The 25,429-nt window shown below is 37.4% G+C and carries 36 protein-coding genes; 4 read left to right on the top strand and 32 right to left on the bottom strand.

Annotated features, from left to right (window positions below; translation table 11 throughout):
* Window positions 1–25 precede the first annotated feature (25 nt).
* From Gferi_RS27790 to Gferi_RS23285, 5 genes are all read right to left on the bottom strand, one after another.
* Window positions 26–139: a manganese catalase family protein gene (locus tag Gferi_RS27790; protein ID WP_156782474.1), complete on the bottom strand. Its 114-nt coding sequence runs from the start codon at window positions 137–139 to the stop codon at window positions 26–28.
* A 13-nt stretch (window positions 140–152) separates the two neighbouring features.
* The gene (locus Gferi_RS23300) at window positions 153–410 is read right to left on the bottom strand and encodes a spore coat protein CotJB (protein ID WP_069980524.1); all 258 of its coding nucleotides are present in this window, start codon (window positions 408–410) and stop codon (window positions 153–155) included.
* Window positions 411–434: 24 nt separating this feature from the next.
* Window positions 435–641 (bottom strand): spore coat associated protein CotJA, encoded by a 207-nt coding sequence (locus Gferi_RS23295; RefSeq protein WP_069980523.1) that lies wholly within the window; start codon window positions 639–641, stop codon window positions 435–437.
* Window positions 642–768: 127 nt separating this feature from the next.
* Window positions 769–1,491: a PrsW family intramembrane metalloprotease gene (locus Gferi_RS23290; RefSeq protein WP_069980522.1), complete on the bottom strand. Its 723-nt coding sequence runs from the start codon at window positions 1,489–1,491 to the stop codon at window positions 769–771.
* A 76-nt stretch (window positions 1,492–1,567) separates the two neighbouring features.
* Entirely contained in the window at window positions 1,568–2,119 is a 552-nt protein-coding gene (locus tag Gferi_RS23285) for a GNAT family N-acetyltransferase (protein WP_069980521.1), read from the bottom strand.
* Window positions 2,120–2,275: 156 nt separating this feature from the next.
* Between Gferi_RS23285 and Gferi_RS28350 the strand changes: the two genes are divergently transcribed.
* The gene (locus Gferi_RS28350; RefSeq protein ID WP_156782473.1) at window positions 2,276–2,446 is read left to right on the top strand and encodes a hypothetical protein; all 171 of its coding nucleotides are present in this window, start codon (window positions 2,276–2,278) and stop codon (window positions 2,444–2,446) included.
* 65 nt (window positions 2,447–2,511) lie between these two features.
* Here Gferi_RS28350 and Gferi_RS23280 read toward each other — a convergent pair whose 3' ends face one another.
* Together Gferi_RS23280 and Gferi_RS23275 are read right to left on the bottom strand one after the other, a co-directional pair.
* On the bottom strand, window positions 2,512–3,066 hold the full coding sequence (locus Gferi_RS23280) for a DUF6648 family protein (RefSeq protein ID WP_069980520.1): 555 nt from the start codon (window positions 3,064–3,066) through the stop codon (window positions 2,512–2,514).
* A gap of 135 nt (window positions 3,067–3,201) precedes the next feature.
* Window positions 3,202–3,528, bottom strand: coding sequence for a DUF1904 domain-containing protein (locus Gferi_RS23275; protein ID WP_069980519.1), 327 nt, complete (start codon window positions 3,526–3,528; stop codon window positions 3,202–3,204).
* 71 nt (window positions 3,529–3,599) lie between these two features.
* Between Gferi_RS23275 and Gferi_RS28345 the strand changes: the two genes are divergently transcribed.
* Complete coding sequence (locus tag Gferi_RS28345) at window positions 3,600–3,743, top strand: hypothetical protein (protein WP_156782472.1); 144 nt, start codon at window positions 3,600–3,602, stop codon at window positions 3,741–3,743.
* A 4-nt stretch (window positions 3,744–3,747) separates the two neighbouring features.
* Here Gferi_RS28345 and Gferi_RS23270 read toward each other — a convergent pair whose 3' ends face one another.
* The 5 genes from Gferi_RS23270 to Gferi_RS23250 form a co-directional block, all read right to left on the bottom strand.
* Window positions 3,748–4,308 (bottom strand): hypothetical protein, encoded by a 561-nt coding sequence (locus Gferi_RS23270; protein WP_069980518.1) that lies wholly within the window; start codon window positions 4,306–4,308, stop codon window positions 3,748–3,750.
* Between the two features lie 65 nt (window positions 4,309–4,373).
* Window positions 4,374–5,105 carry a pyruvate formate-lyase-activating protein gene (gene pflA / locus Gferi_RS23265; RefSeq protein ID WP_156782471.1) on the bottom strand — a complete coding sequence of 244 codons (732 nt, stop codon included), beginning with the start codon at window positions 5,103–5,105 and terminating at the stop codon, window positions 4,374–4,376.
* A gap of 19 nt (window positions 5,106–5,124) precedes the next feature.
* Window positions 5,125–7,353, bottom strand: a complete 2,229-nt coding sequence (gene pflB, locus Gferi_RS23260) for a formate C-acetyltransferase (protein ID WP_269466099.1) — start codon at window positions 7,351–7,353, stop codon at window positions 5,125–5,127.
* Window positions 7,354–7,630: 277 nt separating this feature from the next.
* Window positions 7,631–8,059 (bottom strand): zinc ribbon domain-containing protein, encoded by a 429-nt coding sequence (locus tag Gferi_RS23255; protein ID WP_069980515.1) that lies wholly within the window; start codon window positions 8,057–8,059, stop codon window positions 7,631–7,633.
* Window positions 8,060–8,154: 95 nt separating this feature from the next.
* On the bottom strand, window positions 8,155–8,847 hold the full coding sequence (locus Gferi_RS23250; protein WP_069980514.1) for a metallophosphoesterase: 693 nt from the start codon (window positions 8,845–8,847) through the stop codon (window positions 8,155–8,157).
* 107 nt (window positions 8,848–8,954) lie between these two features.
* Here Gferi_RS23250 and Gferi_RS23245 point away from each other — a divergent pair, with 107 nt between their 5' ends.
* Window positions 8,955–9,536: a flavin reductase family protein gene (locus tag Gferi_RS23245; protein WP_207645775.1), complete on the top strand. Its 582-nt coding sequence runs from the start codon at window positions 8,955–8,957 to the stop codon at window positions 9,534–9,536.
* A gap of 29 nt (window positions 9,537–9,565) precedes the next feature.
* Here the strand turns inward: Gferi_RS23245 and Gferi_RS23240 are convergent, their stop codons facing one another.
* From Gferi_RS23240 to Gferi_RS23185, 12 genes are all read right to left on the bottom strand, one after another.
* Window positions 9,566–10,165: a coiled-coil domain-containing protein gene (locus tag Gferi_RS23240; protein WP_069980513.1), complete on the bottom strand. Its 600-nt coding sequence runs from the start codon at window positions 10,163–10,165 to the stop codon at window positions 9,566–9,568.
* Between the two features lie 32 nt (window positions 10,166–10,197).
* On the bottom strand, window positions 10,198–11,001 hold the full coding sequence (locus Gferi_RS23235; protein WP_069980512.1) for a GTP pyrophosphokinase: 804 nt from the start codon (window positions 10,999–11,001) through the stop codon (window positions 10,198–10,200).
* Window positions 11,002–11,185: 184 nt separating this feature from the next.
* Window positions 11,186–12,463, bottom strand: a complete 1,278-nt coding sequence (locus tag Gferi_RS23230) for an SLC13 family permease (RefSeq protein ID WP_069980511.1) — start codon at window positions 12,461–12,463, stop codon at window positions 11,186–11,188.
* 253 nt (window positions 12,464–12,716) lie between these two features.
* Complete coding sequence (locus Gferi_RS23225) at window positions 12,717–13,250, bottom strand: LysM peptidoglycan-binding domain-containing protein (protein WP_069980510.1); 534 nt, start codon at window positions 13,248–13,250, stop codon at window positions 12,717–12,719.
* Between the two features lie 128 nt (window positions 13,251–13,378).
* Complete coding sequence (locus Gferi_RS23220; protein WP_069980509.1) at window positions 13,379–14,173, bottom strand: hypothetical protein; 795 nt, start codon at window positions 14,171–14,173, stop codon at window positions 13,379–13,381.
* 73 nt (window positions 14,174–14,246) lie between these two features.
* Window positions 14,247–14,585, bottom strand: a complete 339-nt coding sequence (locus tag Gferi_RS23215; protein ID WP_069980508.1) for a 4a-hydroxytetrahydrobiopterin dehydratase — start codon at window positions 14,583–14,585, stop codon at window positions 14,247–14,249.
* A gap of 29 nt (window positions 14,586–14,614) precedes the next feature.
* Window positions 14,615–16,606: a transketolase gene (gene tkt / locus Gferi_RS23210; RefSeq protein ID WP_069981580.1), complete on the bottom strand. Its 1,992-nt coding sequence runs from the start codon at window positions 16,604–16,606 to the stop codon at window positions 14,615–14,617.
* A 196-nt stretch (window positions 16,607–16,802) separates the two neighbouring features.
* Complete coding sequence (locus Gferi_RS23205) at window positions 16,803–17,300, bottom strand: AbrB family transcriptional regulator (protein WP_069980507.1); 498 nt, start codon at window positions 17,298–17,300, stop codon at window positions 16,803–16,805.
* Between the two features lie 12 nt (window positions 17,301–17,312).
* Window positions 17,313–18,005 (bottom strand): HAD family hydrolase, encoded by a 693-nt coding sequence (locus Gferi_RS23200; RefSeq protein WP_069980506.1) that lies wholly within the window; start codon window positions 18,003–18,005, stop codon window positions 17,313–17,315.
* Window positions 18,006–18,176: 171 nt separating this feature from the next.
* Window positions 18,177–18,932: a gamma-glutamyl-gamma-aminobutyrate hydrolase family protein gene (locus Gferi_RS23195; RefSeq protein ID WP_069980505.1), complete on the bottom strand. Its 756-nt coding sequence runs from the start codon at window positions 18,930–18,932 to the stop codon at window positions 18,177–18,179.
* A 72-nt stretch (window positions 18,933–19,004) separates the two neighbouring features.
* Window positions 19,005–19,970, bottom strand: coding sequence for a TIGR01212 family radical SAM protein (locus Gferi_RS23190; RefSeq protein WP_069980504.1), 966 nt, complete (start codon window positions 19,968–19,970; stop codon window positions 19,005–19,007).
* Between the two features lie 166 nt (window positions 19,971–20,136).
* Window positions 20,137–20,544: a universal stress protein gene (locus tag Gferi_RS23185; protein WP_069980503.1), complete on the bottom strand. Its 408-nt coding sequence runs from the start codon at window positions 20,542–20,544 to the stop codon at window positions 20,137–20,139.
* A 230-nt stretch (window positions 20,545–20,774) separates the two neighbouring features.
* Between Gferi_RS23185 and Gferi_RS23180 the strand changes: the two genes are divergently transcribed.
* Window positions 20,775–21,020, top strand: coding sequence for a hypothetical protein (locus tag Gferi_RS23180; RefSeq protein WP_069980502.1), 246 nt, complete (start codon window positions 20,775–20,777; stop codon window positions 21,018–21,020).
* A 14-nt stretch (window positions 21,021–21,034) separates the two neighbouring features.
* On the opposite strand, the gene Gferi_RS23175 is transcribed toward Gferi_RS23180, so the two are convergent.
* The 8 genes from Gferi_RS23175 to Gferi_RS23140 all read right to left on the bottom strand — a co-directional run bounded on the left by Gferi_RS23175 (window position 21,035) and on the right by Gferi_RS23140 (window position 25,324).
* Window positions 21,035–21,832: a hypothetical protein gene (locus tag Gferi_RS23175; RefSeq protein WP_069980501.1), complete on the bottom strand. Its 798-nt coding sequence runs from the start codon at window positions 21,830–21,832 to the stop codon at window positions 21,035–21,037.
* Window positions 21,833–21,916: 84 nt separating this feature from the next.
* A complete protein-coding gene (locus Gferi_RS23170) occupies window positions 21,917–22,129 on the bottom strand; it encodes a nitroreductase family protein (protein WP_069980500.1) in 213 nt (70 codons plus the stop codon).
* Window positions 22,130–22,225: 96 nt separating this feature from the next.
* Window positions 22,226–22,426: a cold-shock protein gene (locus Gferi_RS23165; protein ID WP_069980499.1), complete on the bottom strand. Its 201-nt coding sequence runs from the start codon at window positions 22,424–22,426 to the stop codon at window positions 22,226–22,228.
* A gap of 129 nt (window positions 22,427–22,555) precedes the next feature.
* Window positions 22,556–22,918 (bottom strand): hypothetical protein, encoded by a 363-nt coding sequence (locus tag Gferi_RS23160; protein ID WP_069980498.1) that lies wholly within the window; start codon window positions 22,916–22,918, stop codon window positions 22,556–22,558.
* Between the two features lie 74 nt (window positions 22,919–22,992).
* Window positions 22,993–23,406 carry a hypothetical protein gene (locus tag Gferi_RS23155; RefSeq protein ID WP_069980497.1) on the bottom strand — a complete coding sequence of 138 codons (414 nt, stop codon included), beginning with the start codon at window positions 23,404–23,406 and terminating at the stop codon, window positions 22,993–22,995.
* A gap of 155 nt (window positions 23,407–23,561) precedes the next feature.
* The gene (gene rlmN / locus Gferi_RS23150) at window positions 23,562–24,608 is read right to left on the bottom strand and encodes a 23S rRNA (adenine(2503)-C(2))-methyltransferase RlmN (RefSeq protein WP_069980496.1); all 1,047 of its coding nucleotides are present in this window, start codon (window positions 24,606–24,608) and stop codon (window positions 23,562–23,564) included.
* Between the two features lie 60 nt (window positions 24,609–24,668).
* Window positions 24,669–25,067, bottom strand: a complete 399-nt coding sequence (locus tag Gferi_RS23145; protein ID WP_069980495.1) for a DUF6762 family protein — start codon at window positions 25,065–25,067, stop codon at window positions 24,669–24,671.
* An 11-nt stretch (window positions 25,068–25,078) separates the two neighbouring features.
* Entirely contained in the window at window positions 25,079–25,324 is a 246-nt protein-coding gene (locus Gferi_RS23140; RefSeq protein ID WP_069980494.1) for a DUF1292 domain-containing protein, read from the bottom strand.
* Window positions 25,325–25,429 lie beyond the last annotated feature (105 nt).

Here is a 25,429-nt window from a genome sequence, read left to right as displayed (position 1 = left end):
GTAGATTATTACTTGTGATGACGTATCATATCCTATTGCAATCCGGACCACCTAGTTGGGTCATAATATATTTTGCCATTCTTGGATCAGTACAAGATACTTTCACTGGATATTCAAGCTTTTTTTCATAGATCCACATACATTTCCCCCCCTTAGTACTCAATTTCCCATGGCCACGGATCTTCAATCCAAGCCCATGGATACTGACTTTGAGCATACCCAAAATTAGTCATAGGTCCATAGATGCTCTCATATTGCTTTTTTAGCATCATCAGTTGATAGGTATAGCTGTTGTAATCCATTAGTGCTCTTTTATCTGTGGGATGGGTATCCAAGTACAAATTCAAATCAATACAGGCAAACTCTACTTCCTGTATTCTTCTGAGCATTTCTACTCTTTCTTTTTCCATAAATTTTCCCCCTTAATATCAAAACTAACTTCCAGCCACAGGGTCATAGTAGAAAGGTGGCCATGGTTTTACAAGTTCCGGGAACAAAGTCCCTACCTCAAGTGCTTCCGGTAATGGATATTTTATAAAATAGCATTGATAGGGTACATAGGCTCTGGCAAGAATAACTCTCAACTGCCCTATATATTCATTTAGAGCCTCATCTTCGCACATAGGATCATAGTGTTTCAAGCGGACTTCCCCCTTTTATATTATTTTCTTGCACTATCATAGTATTCAGTTTATAGAAATTGGAAACTCAATTCCCTAAATTAAAGGTTTTTCAGATTAAAAAACAGCCCTTTTTTTATAAAGGCTGTTATCTTTTATCTAAATCGTCATATAGAGGAAGATTCATGGTCTCATAAGTTCGTTTTGATTCCTCCGCATATTCATCCAACTTTCTTAAATTGACCATCCAGAGGTAGATTACAAAGGGTATAAACAAAACCATCAATATTGGTATTTGCGCCATTAAAATAAAGTTAAAGGTCCCATGAAGAATCATTGGTATAATTAAAGATCTTCGTAAATATACTTTTCGAAACTCTTCATTGCGTACAAACCGTGACAAGGATAAATAATATCCCATGGTCACGCCAAAAAGCATATGGGCCGGTACAGATAAAATTCCTCTAAATAGACCGACTTGTGGGTTTGCAGTAAATCTAAAGACTACGTACATAATATTTTCAATCGTGGCAAAGCCTAGCGCTGAAAAAACCGCATATACAATTCCATCCAGTTTCTCATTGAAAGCGCGATGATAATAGGCTGTTTTGAGTACTACGGCTCTTTTAAAGTACTCTTCCGTAAAGCCAGCCACAATAAAGGCTGTATAGGCAGCTCCTAAAACCCCAGTAAAAATATTAAAAGACAGTAAAAATCTTTCTACGATAGCAGTGGGGATTACTGACAAGCATCCAAATACAAAAACCTTTACCAATAAATGTATTGGTTCCCGATCATATCGATCTGTCAGATACATTGCCAAAGCCAAAGCAATTCCCGGTGCAACGGCAATGATAAACAATCTTGTCATTCATTCTACATCCTTTCATTGAAAGCAGTATATGTAGTATTTGTCAATCATGGATAATTTACAAAAGGTATTTTTTTCAATCTGCTCCATTGATCCACTCTCTTTGAAGAATTGCCATTTTTACCGTATCTGTATATTCCCCATGGATAAAAAAATCATCTCTCAATATACCTTCGACCTTAAATCCACATTGTTCATAACAATGAATTCCTCTCTTATTATAGGCGCGAACGGTTAATTCAATCTTATTCAACCCTAAACGATTAAATCCGTATTCCTGAAGCAGTCTTATGGCTTCTTTGCCATAGCCTTTATTCTGGTTCTCTTCTTTACCTACAATAATTCCCATAACTGCCTTTCGGTTTTTCCAATCAATTTGAAACAAATCAATCTGTCCAATATATTCTTCTGTGTCCTTATCGGCAATCACAAAACCACAAGTTTCTTTATTGCTTCCGGCAAGCATCATATCCAAAAATGCTTCTGTATTTTTTTCTGTATGTGGAAAAAGAAATATATCTGAAAGCATATCTGTAATGTTAGCATTGTTTACCCATTGTCGAATAAAAGGCAAATCCTCTTTTCGGTATTCCCGTAAAACAATTCGTTGACCATAAACTTTGGGCATTTTATTCGCCTCCTTATAAATTTCTTCTTATGTTCCGCTCTTCCATTCTTACTCTTATTCATTATTTCCACCTCTATATATAAAATCCTGCTTCAGAGATTAATTCTTATTGTAAAAGCAAATACTAAAATATATTGCTAAAGGAGGCTCAAATTTATGGATATTCGTAATAAAAATAACACCGATGTAAACGGTTATCTTAGTGAGTTGATCCGTAGTGATAAAAAGAATCCTACAACCAAAAACCCAAAGCTAGACAATGTCAGAGCTAGATTTTGCAGTGATTGTGTCAATGACGCTATAGGTAAATTAGACATAACCGTATAAAAAATCAATAGAGGCCCCATAGGTTATTTCCTGTTTTGAAAATACCATGGGGCCTTTTATAGTGCTTAATATTTTTCATTGATGTAGTTATCAATGACAGATTTTTTCTTTCCTTCTAAAAAAACGCCCTCTTCCTGCAATCGTTCCAAAAGCCAAGTATTTTTTGAATGAAAAATAACATTTTCATAATCCTTTAATACAATCTCAAATAACTTATCTTTCAAACCAGGAGATTTTACTTTTACAAAATACGCCTCTACATTCTTAAATTCTAAAAATTCCAGCAATTTAAGAGTAGATTTATCCTTTTGATAATAGTAATAGTTAGAGTCCTCTAGAAACTTTTCTGCAAGTCTTGGATGTTTTTGCTGCAGCTTAATATCCTTTGATTTCATATAACAATATTTTGCCAGCATATTAAAGTATTGATAATTGTACAAGCCTTTTTCAAAAGAATCAATTCTTCTTTGAAAGGGTTTTAAGTTTAGTTGTTGAATAAAGTTATAATGTTCTTCTAAAAATTCCCGTTTAGATATATCCCCTTTTTTAAACTGACGAATCAGGGATTCTCTATGTTTGAAGAACTTATCAAAGACATTTTCCTGCACCCTGTAGACCATTTTTAGCACCTAATTTCGCTCTTAGTAAATATCTTTAAATGATATTTTCAGTTCGTTGCAAAATAAAATCTTTTTATCATTATACTATTCATATTATGTATACTGCAAACAATATTATTAATTTTTTGAGGCATGCTAAAAGTGTTTACCATTTTCATAATATCTACGCTTCTCCAATGGCTGAAAGAAAATATCAACTTGGTCACAGCCTGCCTGCTGCAGATACTTGGTGATAGCCTTTGCAGTCTGGTCTTGAACAGACTGTCCGCGATCAAACCAAACAACTTCTACAAAAGGATATCCTTGAATAATCTCTTCATCCTGTATAAAGGTTGAAGCAATATGTTCAATGGTAAAATAATCTCTTGGACACTGTATGATTTTTGTTAATTCATCAATCATACTGCGACTAAACCTACAAATTTTCTCAATCTCCACGCCTCTAAATTTAATTTGGGGCATTATCATCACCTTCCTTAACACATTTATAGTTTGTCCTGTTTAAAGGAATTTTACAAAAGGAGGAATCAAATATGCAAGATTTTTCAGGTAAAGTTGTCCTCGTAACTGGCGGAGGTCAGGGCATCGGTATGGCTATTTCACGCTTTTATGCACAAGCCGGTACGCATCTTGTAATTGATGGGGGCATGACCGTAAAGATGATTTATGAGCCATAGTCCCTCATAGGCTTTTATCTGCATTAAAACGATGGAGTATATTGTTGCACCGAGCTCTTTCTTTGCTGTCATATTCCACCAAAAGCCTTACCTCTGGAATTTGCAGCAATGTTTCCCAGCCCATAAATACGCCCTTAACAAAGGCATCTCTAAGGTCATGAATGCGATCAAGTAGAGGGCATTGATGGATCTGCTCTTTTTCTATTACCATGGACAGTATTCCCTTCTCTAAATGGGGCTCAAAGGGATAGGACCTGCACTGAATCGGACGCAGCTCTCGAAAGCAGCCCTGTTCCTTGTCGCAGTGGAAATAATATAAAAACTTGACCCCTGGTGGGATATAATAGACCTTGCTGCTGTGCTTTTCTACCTTTAGCCGCTGCTCTAATTCAGTTCCTTGATAAACACTTTCGAACTCATGGGGCATCAGGTAGATTCCAATCTTTTCTCCGATTTCTGTTTTGTTTCTGCAGCAATGGCTGTTGCAAAGCTTTCCGCAATCTTCCTCAAGTACTTTCTCCCCCATATATTGATAAGCTTGCAAATAAATTTTTTGATAGTCCACAGTCTTGTCCTCCTAGTAAGAGCTCATATATAGATTATATACAAAAACTCCTGTTTGCACAGGAGTTAATAGGTTTGAATATCATATTTTTCAAATATTTCCCGAATATTTTTCATCTGCTCCTCTGTAGGTGGCTCTACATGCTCCAATTCATAATCAAGGCCCATCTCTTTCCATTTGCTAACACCCATTTTATGATAGGGAAGCAATTCTACCCGCTCGATGTTGTTTAAGGTTTTTAAAAATCGGCATAATTCTTCAATATCCTTTGGATCATCAGAATACCCGGGTACTACCACATATCGAATCCACATAGCAATCTTTCGCGCTGACAAGTCTTTCGCAAAAGCAAGTGTTTTTTTATTGCTAACTCCGGTAAGGATTCTATGCTTCTCCTCATTGATCTGCTTGATGTCTAATAGAACCAGATCTGTATAGGGTAAAAACTTTTCAGCATTCTCTAGATCGCAATATCCTGAGGTGTCTAAGCAAGTGTGGATGCCCTCCAGCTTACATTGTCTAAATAACTCCTCTAATACTGGCCATTGCAAAGTGGGTTCTCCGCCAGAAACCGTGATCCCGCCCTTTGAAAATTTAAAATAGGGCTTATACTTAATCACATCTGCCATAATTTCATCGATCGTCATAACTTCTCCGATATCCTTTTTCCATGTATCACAATTATGGCAGTATTTGCAGCGCAGAGGACATCCGGCTAGAAACAAAATATATCTGATTCCCGGCCCGTCTACTGTACCACAGGTTTCTATTGAATGAACCCTTGCTTTGCTTGGCATGATCATCACTCCGTAGGTATTACATATTTTCGTGGAAAGTACGATGAATTACATCTAATTGTTGTTCTTTCGTCAATTTAATAAAGTTTACCGCATATCCGGAAACACGAACCGTTAACTGCGGATATTTCTCAGGATGTTCCATTGCATCTAATAGTGTCTCTTTATCAAATACATTTACATTAATGTGATGTCCTTCTTGACTAAAATATCCATCTAATAAGCCCACCATGTTGTCTACTTGTCCTTCTCCATCTTTCCCTAGGGCTTTCGGCACAATTGAGAAGGTATATGAGATGCCATCCTGGCTGTGCTCGTAAGGTAATTTAGCTACGGAATTCATTGATGCAATGGCACCTTTTTTATCCCGTTTATGCATTGGATTGGCGCCTGGTGCAAAGGGCTCTCCAGCTTTTCTACCATCCGGTGTATTTCCTGTTTTCTTACCGTAAACTACATTAGAGGTAATCGTCAGTACGCTCATAGTTGCCACAGAATTTCTATAAGTCGGACACTTTCTTAATTTATCCATAAATCGCTTTACGATATCCTTAGCGATTTCATCTGCCCTAGGATCATCATTTCCATAGGCTGGATACTCCCCTTCAACAATATAATCAACTGCCAAGCCTGCATCATTACGAACTACTTTCACTTTTGCATGCTTGATCGCAGATAATGCATCGGTTACAACTGATAATCCCGCAATTCCGCAAGCCATGGTTCTTAATACATCTCTATCATGAAGGGCCATTTCAATTCTCTCATACGCATACTTATCATGCATATAGTGGATAACATTTAAAGTATTCACATACAGCTTGGATAACCAGTCCATTAGAACTTCAAATTTCTCCATCACTTCCTCATAATTTAAATACTCCGAAGTAATCGGTTCAAATTTGGGACCCACTTGCACTCCCAACTTTTCATCAACGCCGCCGTTGATGGCATAAAGCAATGCTTTTGCTAAGTTGGCTCTTGCTCCGAAGAACTGCATTTGCTTTCCAATGCGCATTGCAGATACACAGCAGGCGATTCCATAGTCATCTCCCCAGTATTCTCTCATCAGATCGTCATTTTCATACTGAATAGAGGAGGTTTTAATAGATGCCTTGCCGCAATACTTTTTGAATGCCTCTGGCAGGTTTACAGACCATAATATCGTAAGATTTGGCTCTGGAGCAGGCCCTAAATTGTATAATGTATGCAGCATTCTAAATGAATTTTTGGTTATTAAAGTTCTTCCGTCAATCCCCATACCTGCGATACACTCTGTTACCCAAGTAGGATCTCCGCTGAATAATTCATTGTAGTCAGGTGTTCTTAAAAATCTAACCATTCTAAGCTTCATCACGAAATGGTCCATCATTTCCTGAATTTCAGCCTCTGAATAAACACCATTCTTCAAATCCCTTTCCATATAGATATCCAAGAAAGTAGATATTCTTCCGATACTCATGGCTGCTCCATTTTGTTCTTTTACCGCTGCAAGATATCCGAAGTAAAGCCACTGAATCGCTTCTTTTGTATCTTTCGCAGGTTTTGAAATATCAAAACCGTAATCTTTCGCCATTTGAGCCAGTTCACCAAGAGATTTGATTTGTTCTGTAATTTCTTCTCTCAAACGGATTACTTCTTCAGTCATCGCGTCCATTTCTAAAGAAGCCTTCTGCGCTTTTTTATCTTCAACTAAGCGGTTGATTCCATATAAAGCTACTCTTCGATAATCTCCGATAATTCTTCCTCTTCCATATGCATCTGGCAATCCAGTGATAACCCCTGTTTTTCGGGCCATTTTCATCTCCGGTGTATATACATCAAATACCCCTTGGTTATGGGTTTTTCTATATTTCGTGAAAATTTCCTCGACTTGTGAATCTAGTGTATAGCCATAAGCATCGCAAGCATCCTTTACCATTTTAAATCCACCATAGGGCATCAGGGCTCTCTTTAAAGGAGCATCCGTTTGTAATCCAACAATTGTTTCCAACTCTTTATCAATATATCCTGGTCCGTGAGAAACAATAGACGCAATTGTATTTGCATCCACATCTAGCGTTCCATTTTTCTTTCTTTCTGCTTCAAACAGTCTAAGTACTTGTTCCCATAGTTTCAAAGTTTTTTCTGTGGGTACTTCCAAAAAGCTTTCATCCCCTTCATAGGGCGTATAATTACTTTGTATAAAATCTCGTACATTAATCTCTTCTTGCCATTTCCCAGCTTTAAACCCATTCCAAACCATGATCAGTCACTCCTTATATAATCATTTTTCTTCGTTGAGAAGTTTTATTAACATTATTATAATAAAAAAACGCCTGCTGAATTATGATAGCAACCACACTAATTGAAATTATTTCTCAATGTATACAGTATACTATCATAGGATAATATTACATGATCCATTCATAAAAATCAATAGGCTAGTTCATTTTCATATTATTTTTACATTTGTTTTCCATGTCCGCAATTTTCTTTTTTTAATAAAAAAAGTACCGGGTAATTTCCCGGTATAAAATCGATCACTATTTATGGCGGATGTGCATTTTTGCTTTGTCCACTATATCTACTTTCTTTAGTTGATTTTTCGCACTTTCTATCTCTGCCTCCAACTTACTTCTGCAGGAAGGACAAAATTTATGATGGGCTGATAAAAGAAGGCATCCACATCCTTTACATTCAATATGTACATAATCATTTGGAATTTCTACCAAACGTCCCTCCCTAACAAAATTACTAATTATATGATGCGGAATTCCTAACTCTTGTTCCATTTCAAAGGAAGTCGCTCCAGGATACTGCGCTAAATAATCTCTAATCTTTGTAAAAACTTCATCAATTCTTTTAAAGCACTTTGGACAATAGTCGTACAGTGCATTTTCAGGAATTGCTTCTCTGCATTTTCTGCAAGTTCTGATCGTAATTTCTTTTTGGGATGGATAGCGCTGCTTCATAATTCACCTCAACATAATTTAGATTTCTAATTTGGCTAATTCTTTATAAATATATCGTCAAATCTATCGCGCTTCTATACATACATTTTATTCCACTAATCATAGATCTTTAACGGCTTAAAATTCAAATAGTCACAGGAAGTTAACTGATATTCAACTCCTCTATACCTCCCCTGCAGCGCTCCGCAAAACCCATCGGTTCCATGAAGATGTCCATACACTACCTTTTCTACACCATAATCTTCATAGATTTTCGTAAACTCTGACGGCTCCATTTTATCATTGGTCGGCGGATAATGGGTCATCACAATGATTTTTTTATTTCCTTGCTTCGCACCTGTTTCTAAAGAGAGCTTTAATCGTTGTAATTCACGGTTGTATATTTTCTCATCTTGTAGATCAAATTTATATGAATTTGGACAAATCCATCCTCTGGTACCACAAATTACATAGGCTTCAAAATTCTTCGAATTATTCTGTAAAAAAAACATATTTGGAAAGAGGGTATTTAACTTCCTAACAGACCCCCACCAGTAGTCATGATTTCCACGCAATAATATCTTTTTTCCTGGAAGCTGGTCAATCCATCTTAAATCAACCATTGCTTCCTCTAAACGCATGGCCCAGGATATATCTCCTGGTATTAGAACCATATCATCCTCATGGACGCATTCTCTCCAGTGATATTCTATTTTTTCATGATGATTTGCCCATTGGTTACCGAAGATGTCCATGGGTTTTTGTACACTGCCGCTTAAATGTAAATCTGCGATTACGTATATGGCCATTGTTTCACCTGCTTGCATTTTTCAAATTTCTGAATCCTTATATGTATTTTTTCCGATTTAAGATACAATAGTATAGAAAGATCAAAATTGTTATAGGAGTGGTAGTTTTGGCAAAATTAACTTGGAAACCGGGAACTATGGTCTATCCTATTCCTGCAGTTTTAGTAACCTGTGGTGATTGTGAAGAAAACTATAATATTATTACGATTGCTTGGACAGGTACCGTATGTTCAGATCCTGCAATGACTTATATTTCAGTAAGACCTGAAAGACATTCCTATGAAATCATTGAGAGGACAAAGGAATTTGTTATTAATCTAACCACAGAGGCTTTGGTAAAAGCTACAGATTACTGTGGTGTCAAATCCGGCAGAGACGTTAACAAGTTCTTAGAAATGAACCTAACACCGTCACCTGCCAGTAAAGTAAAAGCACCTCTCATTCAAGAGAGTCCGGTAAACATTGAATGTCAGGTTGAAAAGATACTAAAACTGGGTTCCCATGACATGTTCTTAGCAAAAGTTTTAGCTGTAAATGTAGATGATACATACATGGATCACAAAAACAAGTTCCATCTAGATGCATCTAATCCTATTTGCTATTCTCATGGTCAATATTACGGCCTCAAAAAGTCCTTGGGAGGCTTTGGCTTTTCCGTTGCAAAAAAGAAAAAAGGGTCCAGAAAATAAGGAGGTGGAATATTTCCATCTCCTTTACTCTAATCCTCAACTCCTGGCGGAAAAGCTTTTGGAATCTTTACTTTTGCCACTTCACCCCGATCTACTACATTAATGATCAGTTCCTGAATTACTTCTGGATGATCTACAGAAAAATCACTAAAAACGATTTCTCTTTCTTCTCCGACCTTTAACCGTTCCATCGTATCCATTTTTGTTACAGTGATCTTCGGCTGCGATTTAGGATAGTTTGCATAACTGGTTTCAAGTCTTGCAATGGTTTTTATATCTAAGATATCCTCTTCTGTATTGTTTTTTATCTTTACAGCAGCACTAAATTTACCATAAATTTTCCCCTCCGGTTCACCTTCTTTATACATTTCATCAGAAATCAACCGAATTTCCTTGATGGACAAATCATATTTCGTTTCAATTGCCATAAGCTCTTCATGGAGGCGATTGATGGTCTCTTCCTTTTCGCTAAGATCCTCCTGAAGCTTGTTTTTTTCCTGTATAACCTCTTCTTTTTCCTGTGTCAGTTGTATTAGCTGATCATTCAATTGATCGACCTTAGCACTGTTGCATCCTGACAGCGTCATCGTCATAAGCCCGCAGATTAAAACTGCAACTACTTTTTTCATTTGTTTTCCCCCTACACCCAGTTCAGATTCAATTAGTCAAAGGCTTGAAATCTTGCTACCACATACTTAATCGTATGCAGCAACTCTTTTAAATCTCCAACATTTCCTTTTTCCCATAGGGCTTCAAATTTTTCTTGAAATTCCCGTGCCTCGCCTTTTCTTCCGATAAGATTTAGTAGTTGGATATTATTTACAATGCTGGAAACCGTATTGGATTTTACCTCAAATAGTTTTTGTGCATTGATTACTTCATCCCGAATCTCCCACATCTCTTCATCCAATCGATGGGCCGCCTCTGCTGCCTTTTTCAGACGCTCCCTGATCCTCTCAGGAATATTCTCCTTATATTTATAATGCAGAGAATGCTCTATGGTTGCCCAAAAATTCATCGCTAAGGTTCTGATCTGTATTTCTGCAAGAATTTTCTTCTGCCCATAGGCTGTTTGAACCGGGTATTCAATAATCACATGATAGCTTCTATAGCCGCTTTCTTTCTCATTATGTAGATAGTCTTTCTCATATAAGACTTTTAGATCCTTTTCATCTCTCTGACGAATCAGTTCAATCACACTATAAATATCATCAACAAATTGACACATAATCCGAATTCCAGCAATATCTTCAATTTTTTCTTCGATCTGATCATCCGGCACATTATATTTTTTTGCTTTTTCCAAAATACTAGATACCGTTTTTACTCTTCCAGTTACAAATTCTATAGGGGAATATTCGTTAATTTCTCTTAATTCGGTTCGAATCCCTTTGAACTTTACTTTTAATTCTTCGACAGCCTGCTCATAGGGAATTAATATTTTGTTCCATTGGCGGATTTGCATTTTGATCCCCTCCTCCTCCATATTCCAACTACTATTTTACCATTTTTTTTTGTAATTGATAACCAGTTTTGGAACAAAAGCTATTCTGGATATAAATAAAACTTCCTAAAAGAATGAATTTAGGAAGTTTTATTATTCTTTGCTATAGCTTATAGAGAGGTCTATTCTATATATTTTAAACCGTTTATCTTACGATGCCCAGGTATACAATCAAAGCCCCAAACAAGCTTCCTCCAAAACCTAAAATCAGTAAATCTCTAAATAATCTTCCTTTATCCACATCATCTCCTGCAGAAGCCATTGCCAAAGCACCTAGGGTTGACAGCGGTGAATTGGTTACAACATGTGCCCCCAGAATAATCGCTGAGACCAAAGTAGTAGGTGAAATATTTGCTCCTAATCTCTCGATCAATCCAGGTACTGCGGGAATTAATGTTGGCATTACTACACCGGAAGCCGATGAAACTGCAGACATCAGTCCACCAATAATCGTCATGATGGGTGCTGCGGTTCTAGCTGTCATAAAAGTAGATAGTGCATCTGTCAATGTAGTGATCCCACCAGCTATGCTAACAACGTTTACCAAAACACCAACACCACAAACCAACAATAGTGTGGACCATGGTACATTGTAAATCGAATCTTTTTCTTCTGCCGCATGCAGCAATAATAATATCGTAGCACCTACAAAGCCTGCAAATCCTAAATGTGCCTTGAAAACAATTACGGCTACAACCACTAATACAATAATAGCAATGGTCAACATTTGCTTATTATTAAAAGGTTCTATGGCAGCCTTCGCTCCCTCTGTTTTTGAAGTAAGCTTGTACCCACCCAAAATAATATATAAGACTAATGCAATGATCAACTGTGCAAAGACCATATTATAGAAAATACTCATTCCTACATTTTCCAGTCCAATACCCGCGGAAAGGGTTCCTGCAATGATTCCGGTAGGTGCCAAAGGAGATAATCCGCCTGCATTGGATCCTGCAATAACCATTCCTGCCATCAACAGATGACTAATATGTTCTTCTGATGCAATACTCATAGCGATGGGAAGTAATAATGCACAAACTGCTATATTCCCCGGTCCTATGGCTGCAATAATTGTGGCCAATGCAAAAAATATAATTGGAATCAGTTTCTTATTTCCTCCAGATAATCTGGCACTTTTTCTAGCCAATAAAGACAGTGTGCCGTTCACCTTAGCAACACTGAAAAGCAGCGTAACACCTAGCAATATAAAGAATAAGGAATTGGGCCATCCATTTACCAGCGTCGTAAACTTACCCGCCGGATCTGAAAGCGGAACAGTCTGTTGTGTTTTTTCGTTTAATTGCGTAACGAAGAATCCTAGAATATAAGCACCAGTTATACTGACTAGCCCTGTATTGATGCCCCTTTTAAATCCGATAAATATCGCAATAATTAATGCGAGCAATGATACAATTGCTATCATTTTTATTCCTCTCTTTCCTTTGTTATTTCGTTTTTTAATTTTATAAACACTTATTTTCAATAAAGCTGCATTGAGTTATAGAGTTATTCCGCTATGGTGAATCCTTCATTTTTTGGATACTGGTATTATTTTAAACCTATTTTATTGAAAGTATGTACATGAACTTTTGCCTTTATAAGTTTCTTTAAAGATCGTTTTTTAGGATTCATGACAAAAAAAATTCTTCATGTTTGTATGAAGAATTTTTTTACGCTTATTCAACCTTAGGAATACACAATTTTTGCCCAACTAAAAGTCCATAGGGGTTGATTCTCGGATTTGCCTCCGCTAACCTTTCAACAGTAATACTATATCTGCTCGCAATCCTATAAAAGGTATCTCCACTTTCAACAGTATACTGGGTAGTATTCGGTGGACACTGCACTGGAGGAGTAGCCAATGGAATACATATAATTTGCCCAATTGATAAACGATCCGGATCAATTGCAGGATTTGCTTCTATTAGATCATCCAGTGAAACATTATAAAAAAGCGCAATGGCAGATAATGTATCCCCTTGCTTTATTGTATAGTAGTTTCCTTCTGGACAGGCAGGATAAATGGGCTGTCTAGGTATACAAATTCTTTGACCAATCATTAGCAGATTAGGATTCACAAAAGGGTTTGCAGAAATAAGAGCCGGGATACTCGTGTTATATCTCTGGGCAAGGTTATAATAAGTATCTCCTACACGAATGATATAAGGCATTGTTCCTGGAGGACATTGTATTGTATTTGTATTATACATTTTTTCCACCTCACAAATTCCATTTACTATAAATATATTCCAAAGATAGGGATATGTTCTTAAAGCTTCACGATAAATAAACCTGAATGATTTAATCATTCAGATTTATTTATCAACTCATGGTTTGCTTAAGTTGTATAGATATCTCTTAGTGTGAATATAATAATATTTCTTAGAATCCCGCGTATCTGTCCTGGTGGGATACGATATGCCCGCAAATCGCTGATAAGATTTAAATTAGATTTCTCCAGCAATCTATAAATTTCATCAGCCCTTCTACGAATATTTCTCGGCGGTTCATCCACAGTACTATTTCTTAATGTAAATAATACTACCGCTCTTACAATCGAATTTGCTATACTGGCAGTTACACCATAACGATCCAGTTCTGCGAAAACAGTAGTTTGTTCTCTGATTTGATTTGTTATTCTAACAGACCTTTGGTCGATTGACTCTGGTGGCCGTACAGGCCCTGCCATTCTGGTCAATACATATTCAATCAGTGTCGTGAGCAACTTCGTGATCTGCTGCATCGGTATACCGAAGTTTCTCATCATCATGATGATCCATGAATGTTGGTTCCCAAGGTCTCTATACAAAGCTGCTGCTTTTTGTGCAACGGTACCACTATACTTCTCCGCATTATTTACTGTAAAAGATACTACGAAACGAACCAAAAACTCGGCTGTGCTTCTATCGATTCCGAAACCTTCCAGTTCACGATAAAAGCTCATAAGCTCTGTCCTTGCTTGCATAGTAAGATGATTAACCTGATATTCGCTTCTGGCTTCTTCAGATTGCCATTCTGCAATATTCGTCTCTCCATTGGGAAGTACAGGGGCCTGTGGATATATATAACCGGGCGTGTATCCTCTATAGTAAGTATAAGGATACGTATTGTAGCCATAAGGATAATAATTCATCGAAACACCTCCTTTTTCTATTCACTTCTATAATATGAAGTTGAATAGAAAAAGGTACATCTCCTTGATTGCTCTATGACAATATATTCATTGCATCCACCTTTGCCGCGAATACAAAGTCACTCTCTGACAATCCATCGATTTTATGTGTATACACTACTAATTTTACTTTTCCCCAGCTCAGATAAATATCCGGATGGTGACCTTCCTCTTCGGCTAATGCTCCAATTTGATTAGTAAAATTCAGCGCCTGCCGGAAATTTTTAAAATAGAATTCTCTCTCTATATGATGCTCATCAATGACCTTCCAAAGAGGATCTAATTGCTGGTGGAAGTCCTCCAATTCCTTTCCGTTTAGGGGTGGTGTGCCAATTGTACATGGAATGCATTGTTTTGAAGCCAATTCACTCATCTAAATACCTCCTTTTACGTTCTTTTGTTCTATTTCTTCAATAACCCTAAAGCGGATTCAACCACGGCCTCTACAGTAAAACCATACTTTTTCATTATCAATTCTCCTGGTGCCGAGGCGCCGAATTCATTAATACCAATAACCTTGCCTTGATCACCAACATATCGTTCCCATCCCATTGGCAGTGCTGCTTCTACTGCAAGTCTTGCTTTCACATCTGGTGGCAGCACTTGATCAATATATGCCTGTTCCTGTTGTTGAAAAATTTCTAGGCTGGGCATGCTGATAACTCTTGCGTGAATACCCTGATTTTCTAAAACCCCATGCGCATCAATCAATAAACTTACTTCCGAACCTGAAGCCATTAATAGTATGTCGGGTTTATCTTCTTTCTCTCCTTTTAGTATATAACCACCTTTTCTACACGCTGATCCTGTTTGTTCTAGCACAGGAAGATTCTGGCGTGACAAAATCAGCGCTGTAGGACCCTCATTATTCTCTAACGCCTGCTGCCATGCACTAACAGTTTCCTTTGCATCAGCCGGTCGTATTACAGTTAGGTCCGGTATGGCTCTGAGGGCAGCTAACTGCTCTATTGGCTGATGGGTAGGCCCATCTTCCCCTACTGAAATACTGTCATGGGTAAATACATAAATAACTGGCAGTTTCATCAGGGCAGATAGTCGAATTGCCGGCCTTAGATAGTCAGAGAATATTAAGAAGGTTGCTCCATAAGGACGTATGCCGCCATGAAGCACTAAGCCGTTTAGGATGGCCCCCATTGCGTGCTCGCGAACCCCAAAACGAATATTTCTACCCACTCGATTCGTAGCGCTAAAATCTCCTAGTCCTTTTAAATATGTCTTATTTGATGGACTTAAATCTGCAGAACCACCGATCAGATTTTCAATTACTCCTGCAAGCCTATTTAAAACTTCACCCGATGCATTTCTCGTTGCAACAGGTTTATCTCCAAAGCTCCATAGGTCATCCATATGAAGTGTTTCCTCATCCAGTTTCTTCTGATGCCACTGCTTCCATTTTTTTGCTAAGTCTGGATATTTTTCTTCGTATTCCTCCCATTTCTCCTGCCAAGCAGCCTCCAATTTTTCACCTTGCTCTGCTTGCTTTAGAAAATGTTCTCTTACATCTTCCGGTACATAGAAAGCAGGCTCTATCGGCCAATGGAGATATGCCTTCGCTAATTTTAATTCTTCCGTTCCTAAAGGCTCTCCGTGAACACCTGCAGTCCCAGCCTTATTGGGACTTCCATAGCCTATCTGGTTTCTCACCCTAATCAGTGAGGGTTGATGGGTCTTAGACTTTGCCATTTTAATAGCCTCATGGATTTTTCCTAAATCATTGCCATCTTCCACCTTTTGCACATGCCATCCATAGGCCTCAAATCTTTTTCCGACATCTTCTCCAAAAGCTAACTCTGTAGATCCATCGATCGATATTTTGTTATCATCATAAAGACAGATCAGCTTTCCCAGCTGTAGATGGCCTGCCAGGGATGCAGCTTCAGAGGCAATCCCTTCCATCATATCCCCATCTCCTGCAATTACATAGGTGAAGTGGTCTATAAGGGTAATATCCTCTGTATTAAAATGTGCAGCCAGGATAGCTTCTGCCATTGCCATACCTACCCCATTGGAAAAGCCTTGTCCGAGAGGCCCTGTGGTAGTTTCAACCCCTGGTGTATGATGTACTTCCGGATGTCCTGGTGTCTTGCTGCCCCACTGCCGAAAGTTTTTAATATCGTCTAGGCTTATGTCATAACCATAGAGGTGTAAAAGACTGTATAACAGCATAGAGCCATGGCCTGCTGACAAAATAAATCGGTCACGGTCATGCCATTTTGGATTCGTTGGGCTATGTTTTAGAAAATCTCTCCATAATATATAAGCCATTGGCGCTGCTCCCATGGGCATTCCTGGATGCCCTGATTTTGCTTTTTCAACTGCATCGACAGCCAAAAAACGCATGGTATTAATTGCCTTTTCCTCAATAGCATTCATACATCCAACTCCTTTTAATATTAAATTTTTTATATGTTTATGGATATGACTTTCAAGTAATTCTATGCTTTTAAAATACCCTTTGTCTTCTTCCATAAACATTTCCAAGCTGATAAACAACAAAGCTGCCCTAATCCTAGAGCAGCTTCATATGGTTATGATTTTAGGTTTTTTATGCCTCTTATTATCAATAATACTACCCGTGAATATATCTGATAAAACCCTTGATCACTAAAGGCAGCACGGTTATAACACTAATCAGACGAATCAAATGAAGCACTGCTACTTTACTGGTATCAGCACCGTAGGCTTCTGAGGTTAAGATCATTTCTGTCAACCCTCCCGGTGCACTACTGAAAAGAGATGTTAATAAATCCATACCTGTTGTCTTAGAAATTACAAAACCTAACAAAATACTTAATACAATCAGACCCAATATCATTACCAATGCAGGAATAAGCATTTGTTTTAATCCATAGAGGGTATCCATCGTAAAATTTAATCCCAGCATCCCTCCTACCAAAACTTGTGCAGCAATTTTAAAATTCTCCGGGATAAATCCTTTTGAACTCCAAATATTATAGACAGCTACAAATATCATAGCGCCTATCATGGCTCCGGCAGGAATCTTCAATTTCACACCCACAAGTCCACCTAAACTAGCTATGATCAGCGTAATAAATATTCTTTCCAATGATACATCCTCCTATAAATATTCTTTATCAGTAAAAATACGGAAAAATTCATGGTAATTCTCTAGATTAGCAAATAGGTGGTCTGGTTCATGTTTTCTTAGTTCTTCTAGCCCATGACTCCCTGTAGCCACAGCAATGGTTTTTACGCCCAAAGTCTTCCCACATCCGATGTCTAAGGGTGTATCCCCAATAACATATATATCCTCTGGCTGGAATATCACTTTATAGTGTTCATTGCTTCTTTTAACAGCTTGTTCGATAATTTGCCAGCGCTCTAGCGCAGCATCACCATACCCTCCTACAGGAAAGTATCGGTTCAAATCCTGAGGTGCTAGTTTAATCCTTGCTCCCCGCTCAATATTGCCTGTTCCCAGCGCATGATATATGTTAGAAAGATCTTTTATATACTGGAGAAGTTCTTGAATCCCTTGAATAGGTACCGATGCTTCGGCATCCTTCATTTCCAGTTGAAGCAATTCACAATAAGCATCAAAGAACACAGCTAAATTCTTCTCCTGTATGTTATGCATTATCAATGCATCTCGGACAATCCAGGCATCCAATCTACCGGACATTTGTATTTGTTGAAAAGCATTTTTTATACCAAATAGTTTATAAAATGTCTGTTCCATGGCTCTTCTCCCACAGCCTTTGCTATGAATCAAAGTACCATCGATATCCCAAACAAGCAAAATATTGCGCAAAAGAAACCCTCCTTCAAGCTTTCCTATTTGTATGTCATAGACTATTATACCATTTGTCAAATGATTGTTCTGAATTATTTTTATAGGAGGGAATAATAAAAAAATGCTTTAAGGGCGCATATGATGCGCCCTTAAAAATACACTTAAATGATTTTATTATCAAGTTCACTTTTAAGCCTTCCCTTTGCAGTTCTCTATAAAGGCTGTAAAAATTGCCATGTATTCAGGATACCGTTCAATCATCATTTCTGGATGCCATTGAAGACCGATAACGAATCGCTCTCCAGAAAGCTCCATTCCCTCAATCAATCCGTCCGGTGCCAGCATCGTTGCCTTGAAATCCTTTCCTAATTCCTTTACCGCCTGATGATTAAATCCATTGATTCCCATCCGCTCCTTACCAAAAATTTCATAGAGTTTGCTTCCAATTTGTATATCCACGTGATGGGTCGGATGATATTTAGGTGCAATTTTCAGGGTATGATTAAAGCCTTCCGGCCGCTGACTTTTTAGATCTTGATAAAGGGTTCCTCCCGATGCTACGGCAAGCAGCTGAATTCCTCTGCAAATTCCTAAGATTGGAAAATCTTTTTCATATAATACTTTCTTCGCCAAGGCAACTTCTTGAGCGTCTCGGACAGGATTAATATTTCCTAATCCATAGCGGGGCAACTCATCGTAGTACTGTGGGTCAATATCTGAACCACCGGAAAATATAATACCATCAATCCTCTCCAAGATGGGTTCTAAGGTCTGTTGATGCTCTACGATCGGAATGATGATAGGGATCCCTCCTGCCAGTTCTACGGCACGGATATAATCACCGGCAAGCAACTGCCAGTCCTGGCCTTCAAACCCCAGCTCCGTCATTATTCCAATGTTTTCATTCGTTGAATAGTTGGTACAAATGCCAATAATAGGCTTCATACTGTTTCCCCCTTTGTGCCTGTATTTTTTGTGTATCTTCTGTATTCTGTCTAAACCATCGTACTCCTGCTTCTATCTTTTTTCCGGAACAAAATGCTTTACAGCTTTTCCATTTAGATAATTAAACTTTTTTCCCTGATAGCTGTCAGTGTGTTCCATTTTTTCATCAATCATATCTTTGATCTTCCACCAGCTGGTTCCCCAATTGCAGAAAAGCGTATTTTCTTCCGGTGCCCTTCCGATAATCCGCTGTAAAACAATATTGGGGTCCAAATATTCTAAGAAAGTAATGACACGGTCTACATATTCTTCGAGACTGATCAATTTTATCTGTCCATTTTCATACTGCCTTCCCATCTCAGTTCCTTTGACAATATAAAGAGAATGAAGCTTGACTTGTTCAACACCTAAGGCAGATAGAATCTTTGCCCCTTCGATCACATCTGCCTCATGATCCCATGGCAGATTTAATATGAGGTGCACACAGCTGCTAAAACCGAACTTTTTTATCTTCAGCATTGCGTCAATAAATTCTGCCAGGGTATGTCCACGATTGATTTTTTGCAGTGTATAATAATTCACACTTTGCAGGCCCAGCTCTATGGATATGTTTTTACCTGTTCTATATTGCAAATCCTTCAAGTATTCTAAATAATCATCATGGATACAATCCGGTCGTGTAGAAACTGCTATTTCCACCACATTATCTTGAAGCACTTCTCCCATATACCCTTTGAAATCGGATAAAGGTAAATATGTATTTGTGAAATTTTGAAAAAAAGCAATGAATTTTCCCGCTTTATACTTTTCCTGAATATATTTTATATTTTGATCTAATTGCTCACTGACGGATATCTTATTGCATAGACTTTCAAAGCCAGTTCCTTCTTCTCCACAAAATATACAGCCATTCCTGCCCAGTATCCCATCCCTATTAGGACAAGTCACTGGAAGGTTCAACGGAATCTTATATACTTTCTCTCCATATTTTTCTCTTAAATACTGAGAATAGGTTCTATATCTGCTCTTCGTTTCCATAGCCGCTACTCCTTTTTCAAAACAATATTGAAATTGCTTCTATCAGCTTCCCCAGCTTTTAGATGGATTATTTCATTTTATTAAATGAGATAGCATTATTTTATCTCTTTTCTAATGAATTGAACAGAAAAAAAATAAGTGCACCCCTGAAAGGATGCACAAAAAGTTATACAACTTTTCTCTTCATTTTTACCGGAACAATCTCAAAACCAACATCATCTCGCAAACGTTTTCCCAGCTTGCTTACAATATTATTTTCTTCACTATCCTCTTGGGATTCTCCCAATACAATTAGATCAATATCATGCTTTTCTGCCAAGTCCTTTAAGGTTTCCAATACATCATGGGATCGAACAACGGTTAAATTGGCACCGTAGGATTTTGACTTTTGAAATAAATATTCTAAGGCATCACCCTCTTTTGTTTTTCCCAGGAAATTCCATCCCTCTTTTGCTACGTGTATGACAAATAACTCTCCGTCATACGCATCCCTTAACTCGGCACCTCTTCTAATTAGTCTTTCACAGGTCTTTTGTTGTGTTACACACACCATAATATTTCTTGGACTCTTCATTTTGAGGCCCCTTTCACCTATATTCATCATCTTTATACCCAGATTTTCTTATTATATTCTTGAATTTTTATGGCCTAGGGTCAATTCCATTATACTACAAACCTATACGCCATGCTACTGAATTAGCATAGTATACAGAATACTTCTGCTTAGATAAAACCTATAAACATTTCTATAATTTTATAAAAATATGCTATACTAACTAGTGAGGATGTCTAAGGAGGTAGATTATGAAACGCTATACAAAGATCGTTGAAATGATGGGGTATTATTTTACGAGAGAGTTGGAGAAAAAAAAGCATCATAAAAATAAGATCCGTGAAATGAAAGAGGAGACCGTGGCCAAGTTCTTTCTTGAAGGGGATACAGAGATATTAGTATATTTAGAGGAAAGCGGGCGAGAGATTTTAATAACGCCCGAAAGTGATCCTCAAGATATAAAAAAATATTTAGGTGATAAATTTCTAGAAAAATAGGCTGACGGATCAGCCTATTTTTTAAAGCCCAAAAATAGTTTTTCAAAATTTCTGCTGCTTTGGGCAGTTTCATACATATCTACATTGGTTATTTGCCAACCTTCCTCATTGTCTAAGTGATTCTTAGAAAATAATAAGACTTCTACCAGCTCTACCAGCTTCTCTCCGTTAATTTGCTGCTGATACTGGGCAATCATCCGAAGCTGGGCGTGCATGGTATGCTCTTCTTCATCAAAAGCCATGCCGATATCTTTAATTTCAAGAATCTTTACCTCCGATGTAATTTTTTGCTGCTCTACTTGTTGAACATTTTCATCATAGTTATTAAAAATATAAGCCAATCTAAAATTAAGATCAAAGGCCAATCCCAACCGGGTAGGATCATAGTTGGTGTAATGAAAACTCTGCCAGTTTTCAAATACCCATACCAATGTATCCGACATATCTGCCTTTAGGTCCTCGATATCTTCATCCTGATTATGCCCTATTGAATTTTCAAGAAGTTCACCGGTGAAAGCATTTAGAATATACACCTGCTTCACTTTACTACCCTTCTCAGCAATAACTATTTCCCAAATCGGCTCTTCCTCTGTGGGTTCGTGAATTTCTTTAATTTCTATCTCTTTCCCTGCTTCTACGATCGCCTTAATTTGTGGCAAAGTCATCAGGCGGTCCAGCGCTTCCTCTTGTGTAAGCATTTCATTGTTGTTGTCAAACTGTATCATTTCTTGATCTAAATCTGTTTTATTGCTGCATGCAGTTATGGAAATGCTCCATATCAAGATACAAACAATCCACCATCTTCGTTTCATCGTCGCCTCCTTACACTATCCATTATGTACATCCATTTTTGCTGTGTATCCATATATTCTATAATCGTTTTGTTCTAATCATTTTTAAATCCAATCTCTTCTATTTCTTGATTGGCGAAGTTTTCGCTTTACAGCCTTTTTTTCTATTCCAAAGCAATGCAAACAGCCGTTTATTTCGCCCTCTTTTATTTCTATCACATTTCGAATCAAATTTCTATCAAAAAATCCTCGAATCCAGCAAGTACCAATTCCTATTTCTGTCATTTTTAATGCGGCATCCTCGTAAATTCTATCCATGTTCGTTCTCTATATTTACTTCTACGGCACCCTCTAAGATTCCTTTAATAAAATATAAAAGCCTCTACGCTAATCTTTGTAGAGACTTTTGGTATTTTATAATCTTGTTACATTAGTAGCTTGAGGTCCACGATCACCTTTTGTAACTTCAAACTGAACTCTTTGACCCTCTTCCAAGCTCTTAAAGCCTTCTCCGGTTATAGCTGTATAATGCACAAATACATCCGGCTCACCGGGCACTTCGATAAAACCAAAACCTTTTTCGTTATTAAACCATTTCACAGTTCCTTCCTTCATTGCCTAAATGCCTCCTATACCTTTTCAAAATAAATGATGGTTAACAAGTTTTACTTGAACTTAGTATAACCGAGTTCATTAAATTTAAACCTACTCTATAAAATGTTTCATTGATTTTATGTAAGAATTTTAAAGTTTTTTATTTTTTTCTAATAAAAATTCAACAGCATCTTCTGCATCTTTTACGTTAATAATCATTTCAGCGTAATTGACTTCAAAGTTCATAATATGAGAATATAAATCAATGTTTCTTAAAAAGTGAATTGTAGCACTGCCATTCTTCTCTTTTTTACAATATCGAATAAGTATTCCACGAACCTGTGGCAACTGTATTCTTGAAATTCCTAAAGATTCAATAGAACACAGTTTTAAATTGATGCTTCGATTAGATAAATCAATAAACAAATCAACATCTGCAGTTTGTGGATCCTCCCGGAGGATTCGAATAGGATAATCGCTGTCGATCTGTAAAACGTCTTCCCTGTTATTCACTGTTCTTTTTCATCCTTCCATTGTCATTATTATTAGATGTATATAGTGAAAAAACAGGGCATTATAGCCCTATTTTATACTACCATATATTCTTTCAATTTTTGCGGTAAATTAACAGGCTCACAGTGGAGAGAGACAACTAAATCTATTGTATGATTTTGGGAAAGCGTTTCGATTTGATCGATAATTTCAGACACATTATCCATAGCAATATTCGCAATTTTTAAAAGTCCGTCAATAAAAATGACCTCAATATCATGATCCGCTGCAAGCACTCCGCATAAAAATCCTAGAAAACTTTTTTCGTCATTCACAGGATATTCATGCAAGCTGATAAAACGGATCGTGTGTTTGAGGTCATACATGTGGCGATTATCATCATCCAGGAAAACTACATTTCCTTTGCCGTTGTTCGCCAACTGATTTGCCATGTCAATCATTTTCTTCGTCTTGCCTGTACCTTTTCCTCCGGTAATTAACTTAACCATTTTAATCTCCTCCTTTGGAATTGTTGAGCACGAATATAACTTTTATTTAATTCAAAATATTCTTTCGTTACAATATTATTCGCCAACTTTTTTGAAATTCCTTCTCGTTTCATAATATTCTATGAACTAAATTTGCTCACCATTCCAAAAGATTTTTAACACTCTTTCTGTTCCTTTAAATATCTTCGCCTAAGTTGACCGCAGGCTGCATTGATATCACTCCCTAATTCTCTGCGGATGGTTGCCTCAATTCCTTTTTGCTTTAATATTTGTTGGAATCGCTTGACTCGTTCAGCATTGGGCGCTTCATATTTTCTTTCGTTGACTTTATTCAGCGGAATAAGGTTTATATGACAGAGCAAAGCTTTCAATAACGCAACTAACTCTTTAGCATGATACTCTGTATCATTAACCTCATGAATCAAGGCATATTCAAAAGTAATTCGCTTGTTGGTTTTTTCAATATAATATCGGCAGGCTTTCATAAGGGTTTGTAAAGGGTAGGACTTGTTCACCGGCATCATTTGACTTCTCAATTGATCGTTTGATGCATGGAGAGATATAGCTAAGGTAACTTGTGGCTTCTCGTCTGCCAGCTCCATGATCTGAGGTACAAGACCACAAGTTGAAATTGTAATATTTCTTAAACTGATATTCACTCCTTCTGGATGATTGATAATTTCTAAGAATCTTTTTACCTCTTGAAAATTATCCAGCGGTTCTCCACTTCCCATTAATACAACATTCGAAATCCGCTCACCCAAATCTTTTTGCACCGTTAAAACCTGATCTAACATTTCTCCGGCGCTGAGGTTACGAATAACTCCTTCCAGCGTAGACGCGCAAAAACTGCAACCCATCCTACAGCCTACTTGACAAGATATGCAGAGCGTATTTCCATAATCATAACGCATGAGCACACATTCTATAATGTTTTGATCTTCCAGCTGCATAAGGTATTTTCGCGTACCATCCACAGTTGAAACCAATTTGTCCACTATAATTAAATGATTCAAACAGGCTTTTTCCTCTAGTTTGTTTCTTAGCGTTTTAGGTAGATTCGTCATTCCTTCAAAAGATTGGACCCCTTTATGTATCCACTGATAAACTTGCTTAGCCCGATAGGAGGGTTCTCCAATCTCTTTGAAAAAAAACTCCAACTCCTCTAGTGAACAGCCTTTTAATTCTTTTGGTTGCTCCATTTAAAAAACTCCTTTTGTTGATTGATTAAATAAAAGCCCTAGCGGTATCCCTCTAAGGCTTTATTCATATTCCTCTTTCTTATCTTGAATCCCCTCATAAGTACTGTTTAATTCTGTTTTATGAATTGTTATAATCCTTTCTAACAGATTCTCCATTCCTTCTTGTGAATCAGTAAAAGGAAAAGTGATCTCCCAAACAGGATTAAACTCTTCTTCTACTTCATTAATAGAAAGAATAATCTGTCCAAAAACCTCTGTGTCATAATAATCAAATACAGCTGCATATTCCCAATCTTCTAAATCTCGATCCGTTGTCAGGCGGAGATGTACGACCTTTTCAATAAGGTAGATGGCATCGATATAGGCCCCCCCCTCCATCACCCTATAACTACCAATTTCCTTGATAAGATACCCTGTGCCCTGCTCTTTTTCCATTAGCATGACCACCATTGGCTCCATTGCAGTTCCCCCTATTCAATGTCAAAATAGGAATCATATTCCTCTAAAACTCTTTCAAATTCATCATCATCTTCAACTACTACATATTCTTCTTTTCCATCCATTTCTACAATTTTGTATACATAGGCGTCATCTTCTTCTCCTATAGGCGCTAGCAGTGCATATTTATTATCTTCCATCTCAATAATCTCTACCAGTTCAAATTCTATCTTTTGCCCATCTTCATCATAAAAACTGATAATCTGTTTATCTGCCATTTCTATTCCTCTTTTCTACTGCCAAAGCAGTGTAATATAGTTTTCTTTTAAAGTATTTCAAAATTTCTCTCTTTTTATAAGCCGTCTAAGGAAGAACTGTTTTTT

Source organism: Geosporobacter ferrireducens, from assembly GCF_001750685.1.
Taxonomy (GTDB): Bacteria; Bacillota; Clostridia; order Peptostreptococcales; family Thermotaleaceae; genus Geosporobacter; species Geosporobacter ferrireducens.
This window is presented reverse-complemented; position numbering and strand designations above follow the sequence as displayed.

Coding starts and splice junctions, on each gene's coding strand:
- Gferi_RS23170 (WP_069980500.1), bottom strand. CDS start 22,129: ATGGATAGAATTTACGAGGATGCCGCATTAAAAATGACAGAAATAGGA.
- Gferi_RS23240 (WP_069980513.1), bottom strand. CDS start 10,165: ATGAAAAAAGTAGTTGCAGTTTTAATCTGCGGGCTTATGACGATGACG.
- Gferi_RS23215 (WP_069980508.1), bottom strand. CDS start 14,585: ATGAGTGAATTGGCTTCAAAACAATGCATTCCATGTACAATTGGCACA.
- Gferi_RS23280 (WP_069980520.1), bottom strand. CDS start 3,066: ATGGTCTACAGGGTGCAGGAAAATGTCTTTGATAAGTTCTTCAAACAT.
- rlmN (WP_069980496.1), bottom strand. CDS start 24,608: ATGGAGCAACCAAAAGAATTAAAAGGCTGTTCACTAGAGGAGTTGGAG.
- Gferi_RS23230 (WP_069980511.1), bottom strand. CDS start 12,463: ATGATAGCAATTGTATCATTGCTCGCATTAATTATTGCGATATTTATC.
- Gferi_RS23250 (WP_069980514.1), bottom strand. CDS start 8,847: ATGGCCATATACGTAATCGCAGATTTACATTTAAGCGGCAGTGTACAA.
- Gferi_RS28345 (WP_156782472.1), top strand. CDS start 3,600: ATGCAAGATTTTTCAGGTAAAGTTGTCCTCGTAACTGGCGGAGGTCAG.
- Gferi_RS23145 (WP_069980495.1), bottom strand. CDS start 25,067: ATGGAGCCAATGGTGGTCATGCTAATGGAAAAAGAGCAGGGCACAGGG.
- Gferi_RS23235 (WP_069980512.1), bottom strand. CDS start 11,001: ATGCAAATCCGCCAATGGAACAAAATATTAATTCCCTATGAGCAGGCT.
- Gferi_RS23225 (WP_069980510.1), bottom strand. CDS start 13,250: ATGTATAATACAAATACAATACAATGTCCTCCAGGAACAATGCCTTAT.
- Gferi_RS23255 (WP_069980515.1), bottom strand. CDS start 8,059: ATGAAGCAGCGCTATCCATCCCAAAAAGAAATTACGATCAGAACTTGC.
- Gferi_RS23165 (WP_069980499.1), bottom strand. CDS start 22,426: ATGAAGGAAGGAACTGTGAAATGGTTTAATAACGAAAAAGGTTTTGGT.
- Gferi_RS23195 (WP_069980505.1), bottom strand. CDS start 18,932: ATGAAGCCTATTATTGGCATTTGTACCAACTATTCAACGAATGAAAAC.
- Gferi_RS23175 (WP_069980501.1), bottom strand. CDS start 21,832: ATGAAACGAAGATGGTGGATTGTTTGTATCTTGATATGGAGCATTTCC.
- Gferi_RS23285 (WP_069980521.1), bottom strand. CDS start 2,119: ATGCCCAAAGTTTATGGTCAACGAATTGTTTTACGGGAATACCGAAAA.
- Gferi_RS23190 (WP_069980504.1), bottom strand. CDS start 19,970: ATGGAAACGAAGAGCAGATATAGAACCTATTCTCAGTATTTAAGAGAA.
- pflA (WP_156782471.1), bottom strand. CDS start 5,105: ATGCCAAGCAAAGCAAGGGTTCATTCAATAGAAACCTGTGGTACAGTA.
- Gferi_RS23220 (WP_069980509.1), bottom strand. CDS start 14,173: ATGAATTATTATCCTTATGGCTACAATACGTATCCTTATACTTACTAT.
- Gferi_RS23140 (WP_069980494.1), bottom strand. CDS start 25,324: ATGGCAGATAAACAGATTATCAGTTTTTATGATGAAGATGGGCAAAAG.
- Gferi_RS27790 (WP_156782474.1), bottom strand. CDS start 139: ATGTGGATCTATGAAAAAAAGCTTGAATATCCAGTGAAAGTATCTTGT.
- Gferi_RS23185 (WP_069980503.1), bottom strand. CDS start 20,544: ATGAAGAGTCCAAGAAATATTATGGTGTGTGTAACACAACAAAAGACC.
- Gferi_RS23275 (WP_069980519.1), bottom strand. CDS start 3,528: ATGCCCCAAATTAAATTTAGAGGCGTGGAGATTGAGAAAATTTGTAGG.
- Gferi_RS23290 (WP_069980522.1), bottom strand. CDS start 1,491: ATGACAAGATTGTTTATCATTGCCGTTGCACCGGGAATTGCTTTGGCT.
- Gferi_RS23300 (WP_069980524.1), bottom strand. CDS start 410: ATGGAAAAAGAAAGAGTAGAAATGCTCAGAAGAATACAGGAAGTAGAG.
- Gferi_RS23180 (WP_069980502.1), top strand. CDS start 20,775: ATGAAACGCTATACAAAGATCGTTGAAATGATGGGGTATTATTTTACG.
- Gferi_RS23155 (WP_069980497.1), bottom strand. CDS start 23,406: ATGGTTAAGTTAATTACCGGAGGAAAAGGTACAGGCAAGACGAAGAAA.
- Gferi_RS28350 (WP_156782473.1), top strand. CDS start 2,276: ATGGATATTCGTAATAAAAATAACACCGATGTAAACGGTTATCTTAGT.
- tkt (WP_069981580.1), bottom strand. CDS start 16,606: ATGAATGCTATTGAGGAAAAGGCAATTAATACCATGCGTTTTTTGGCT.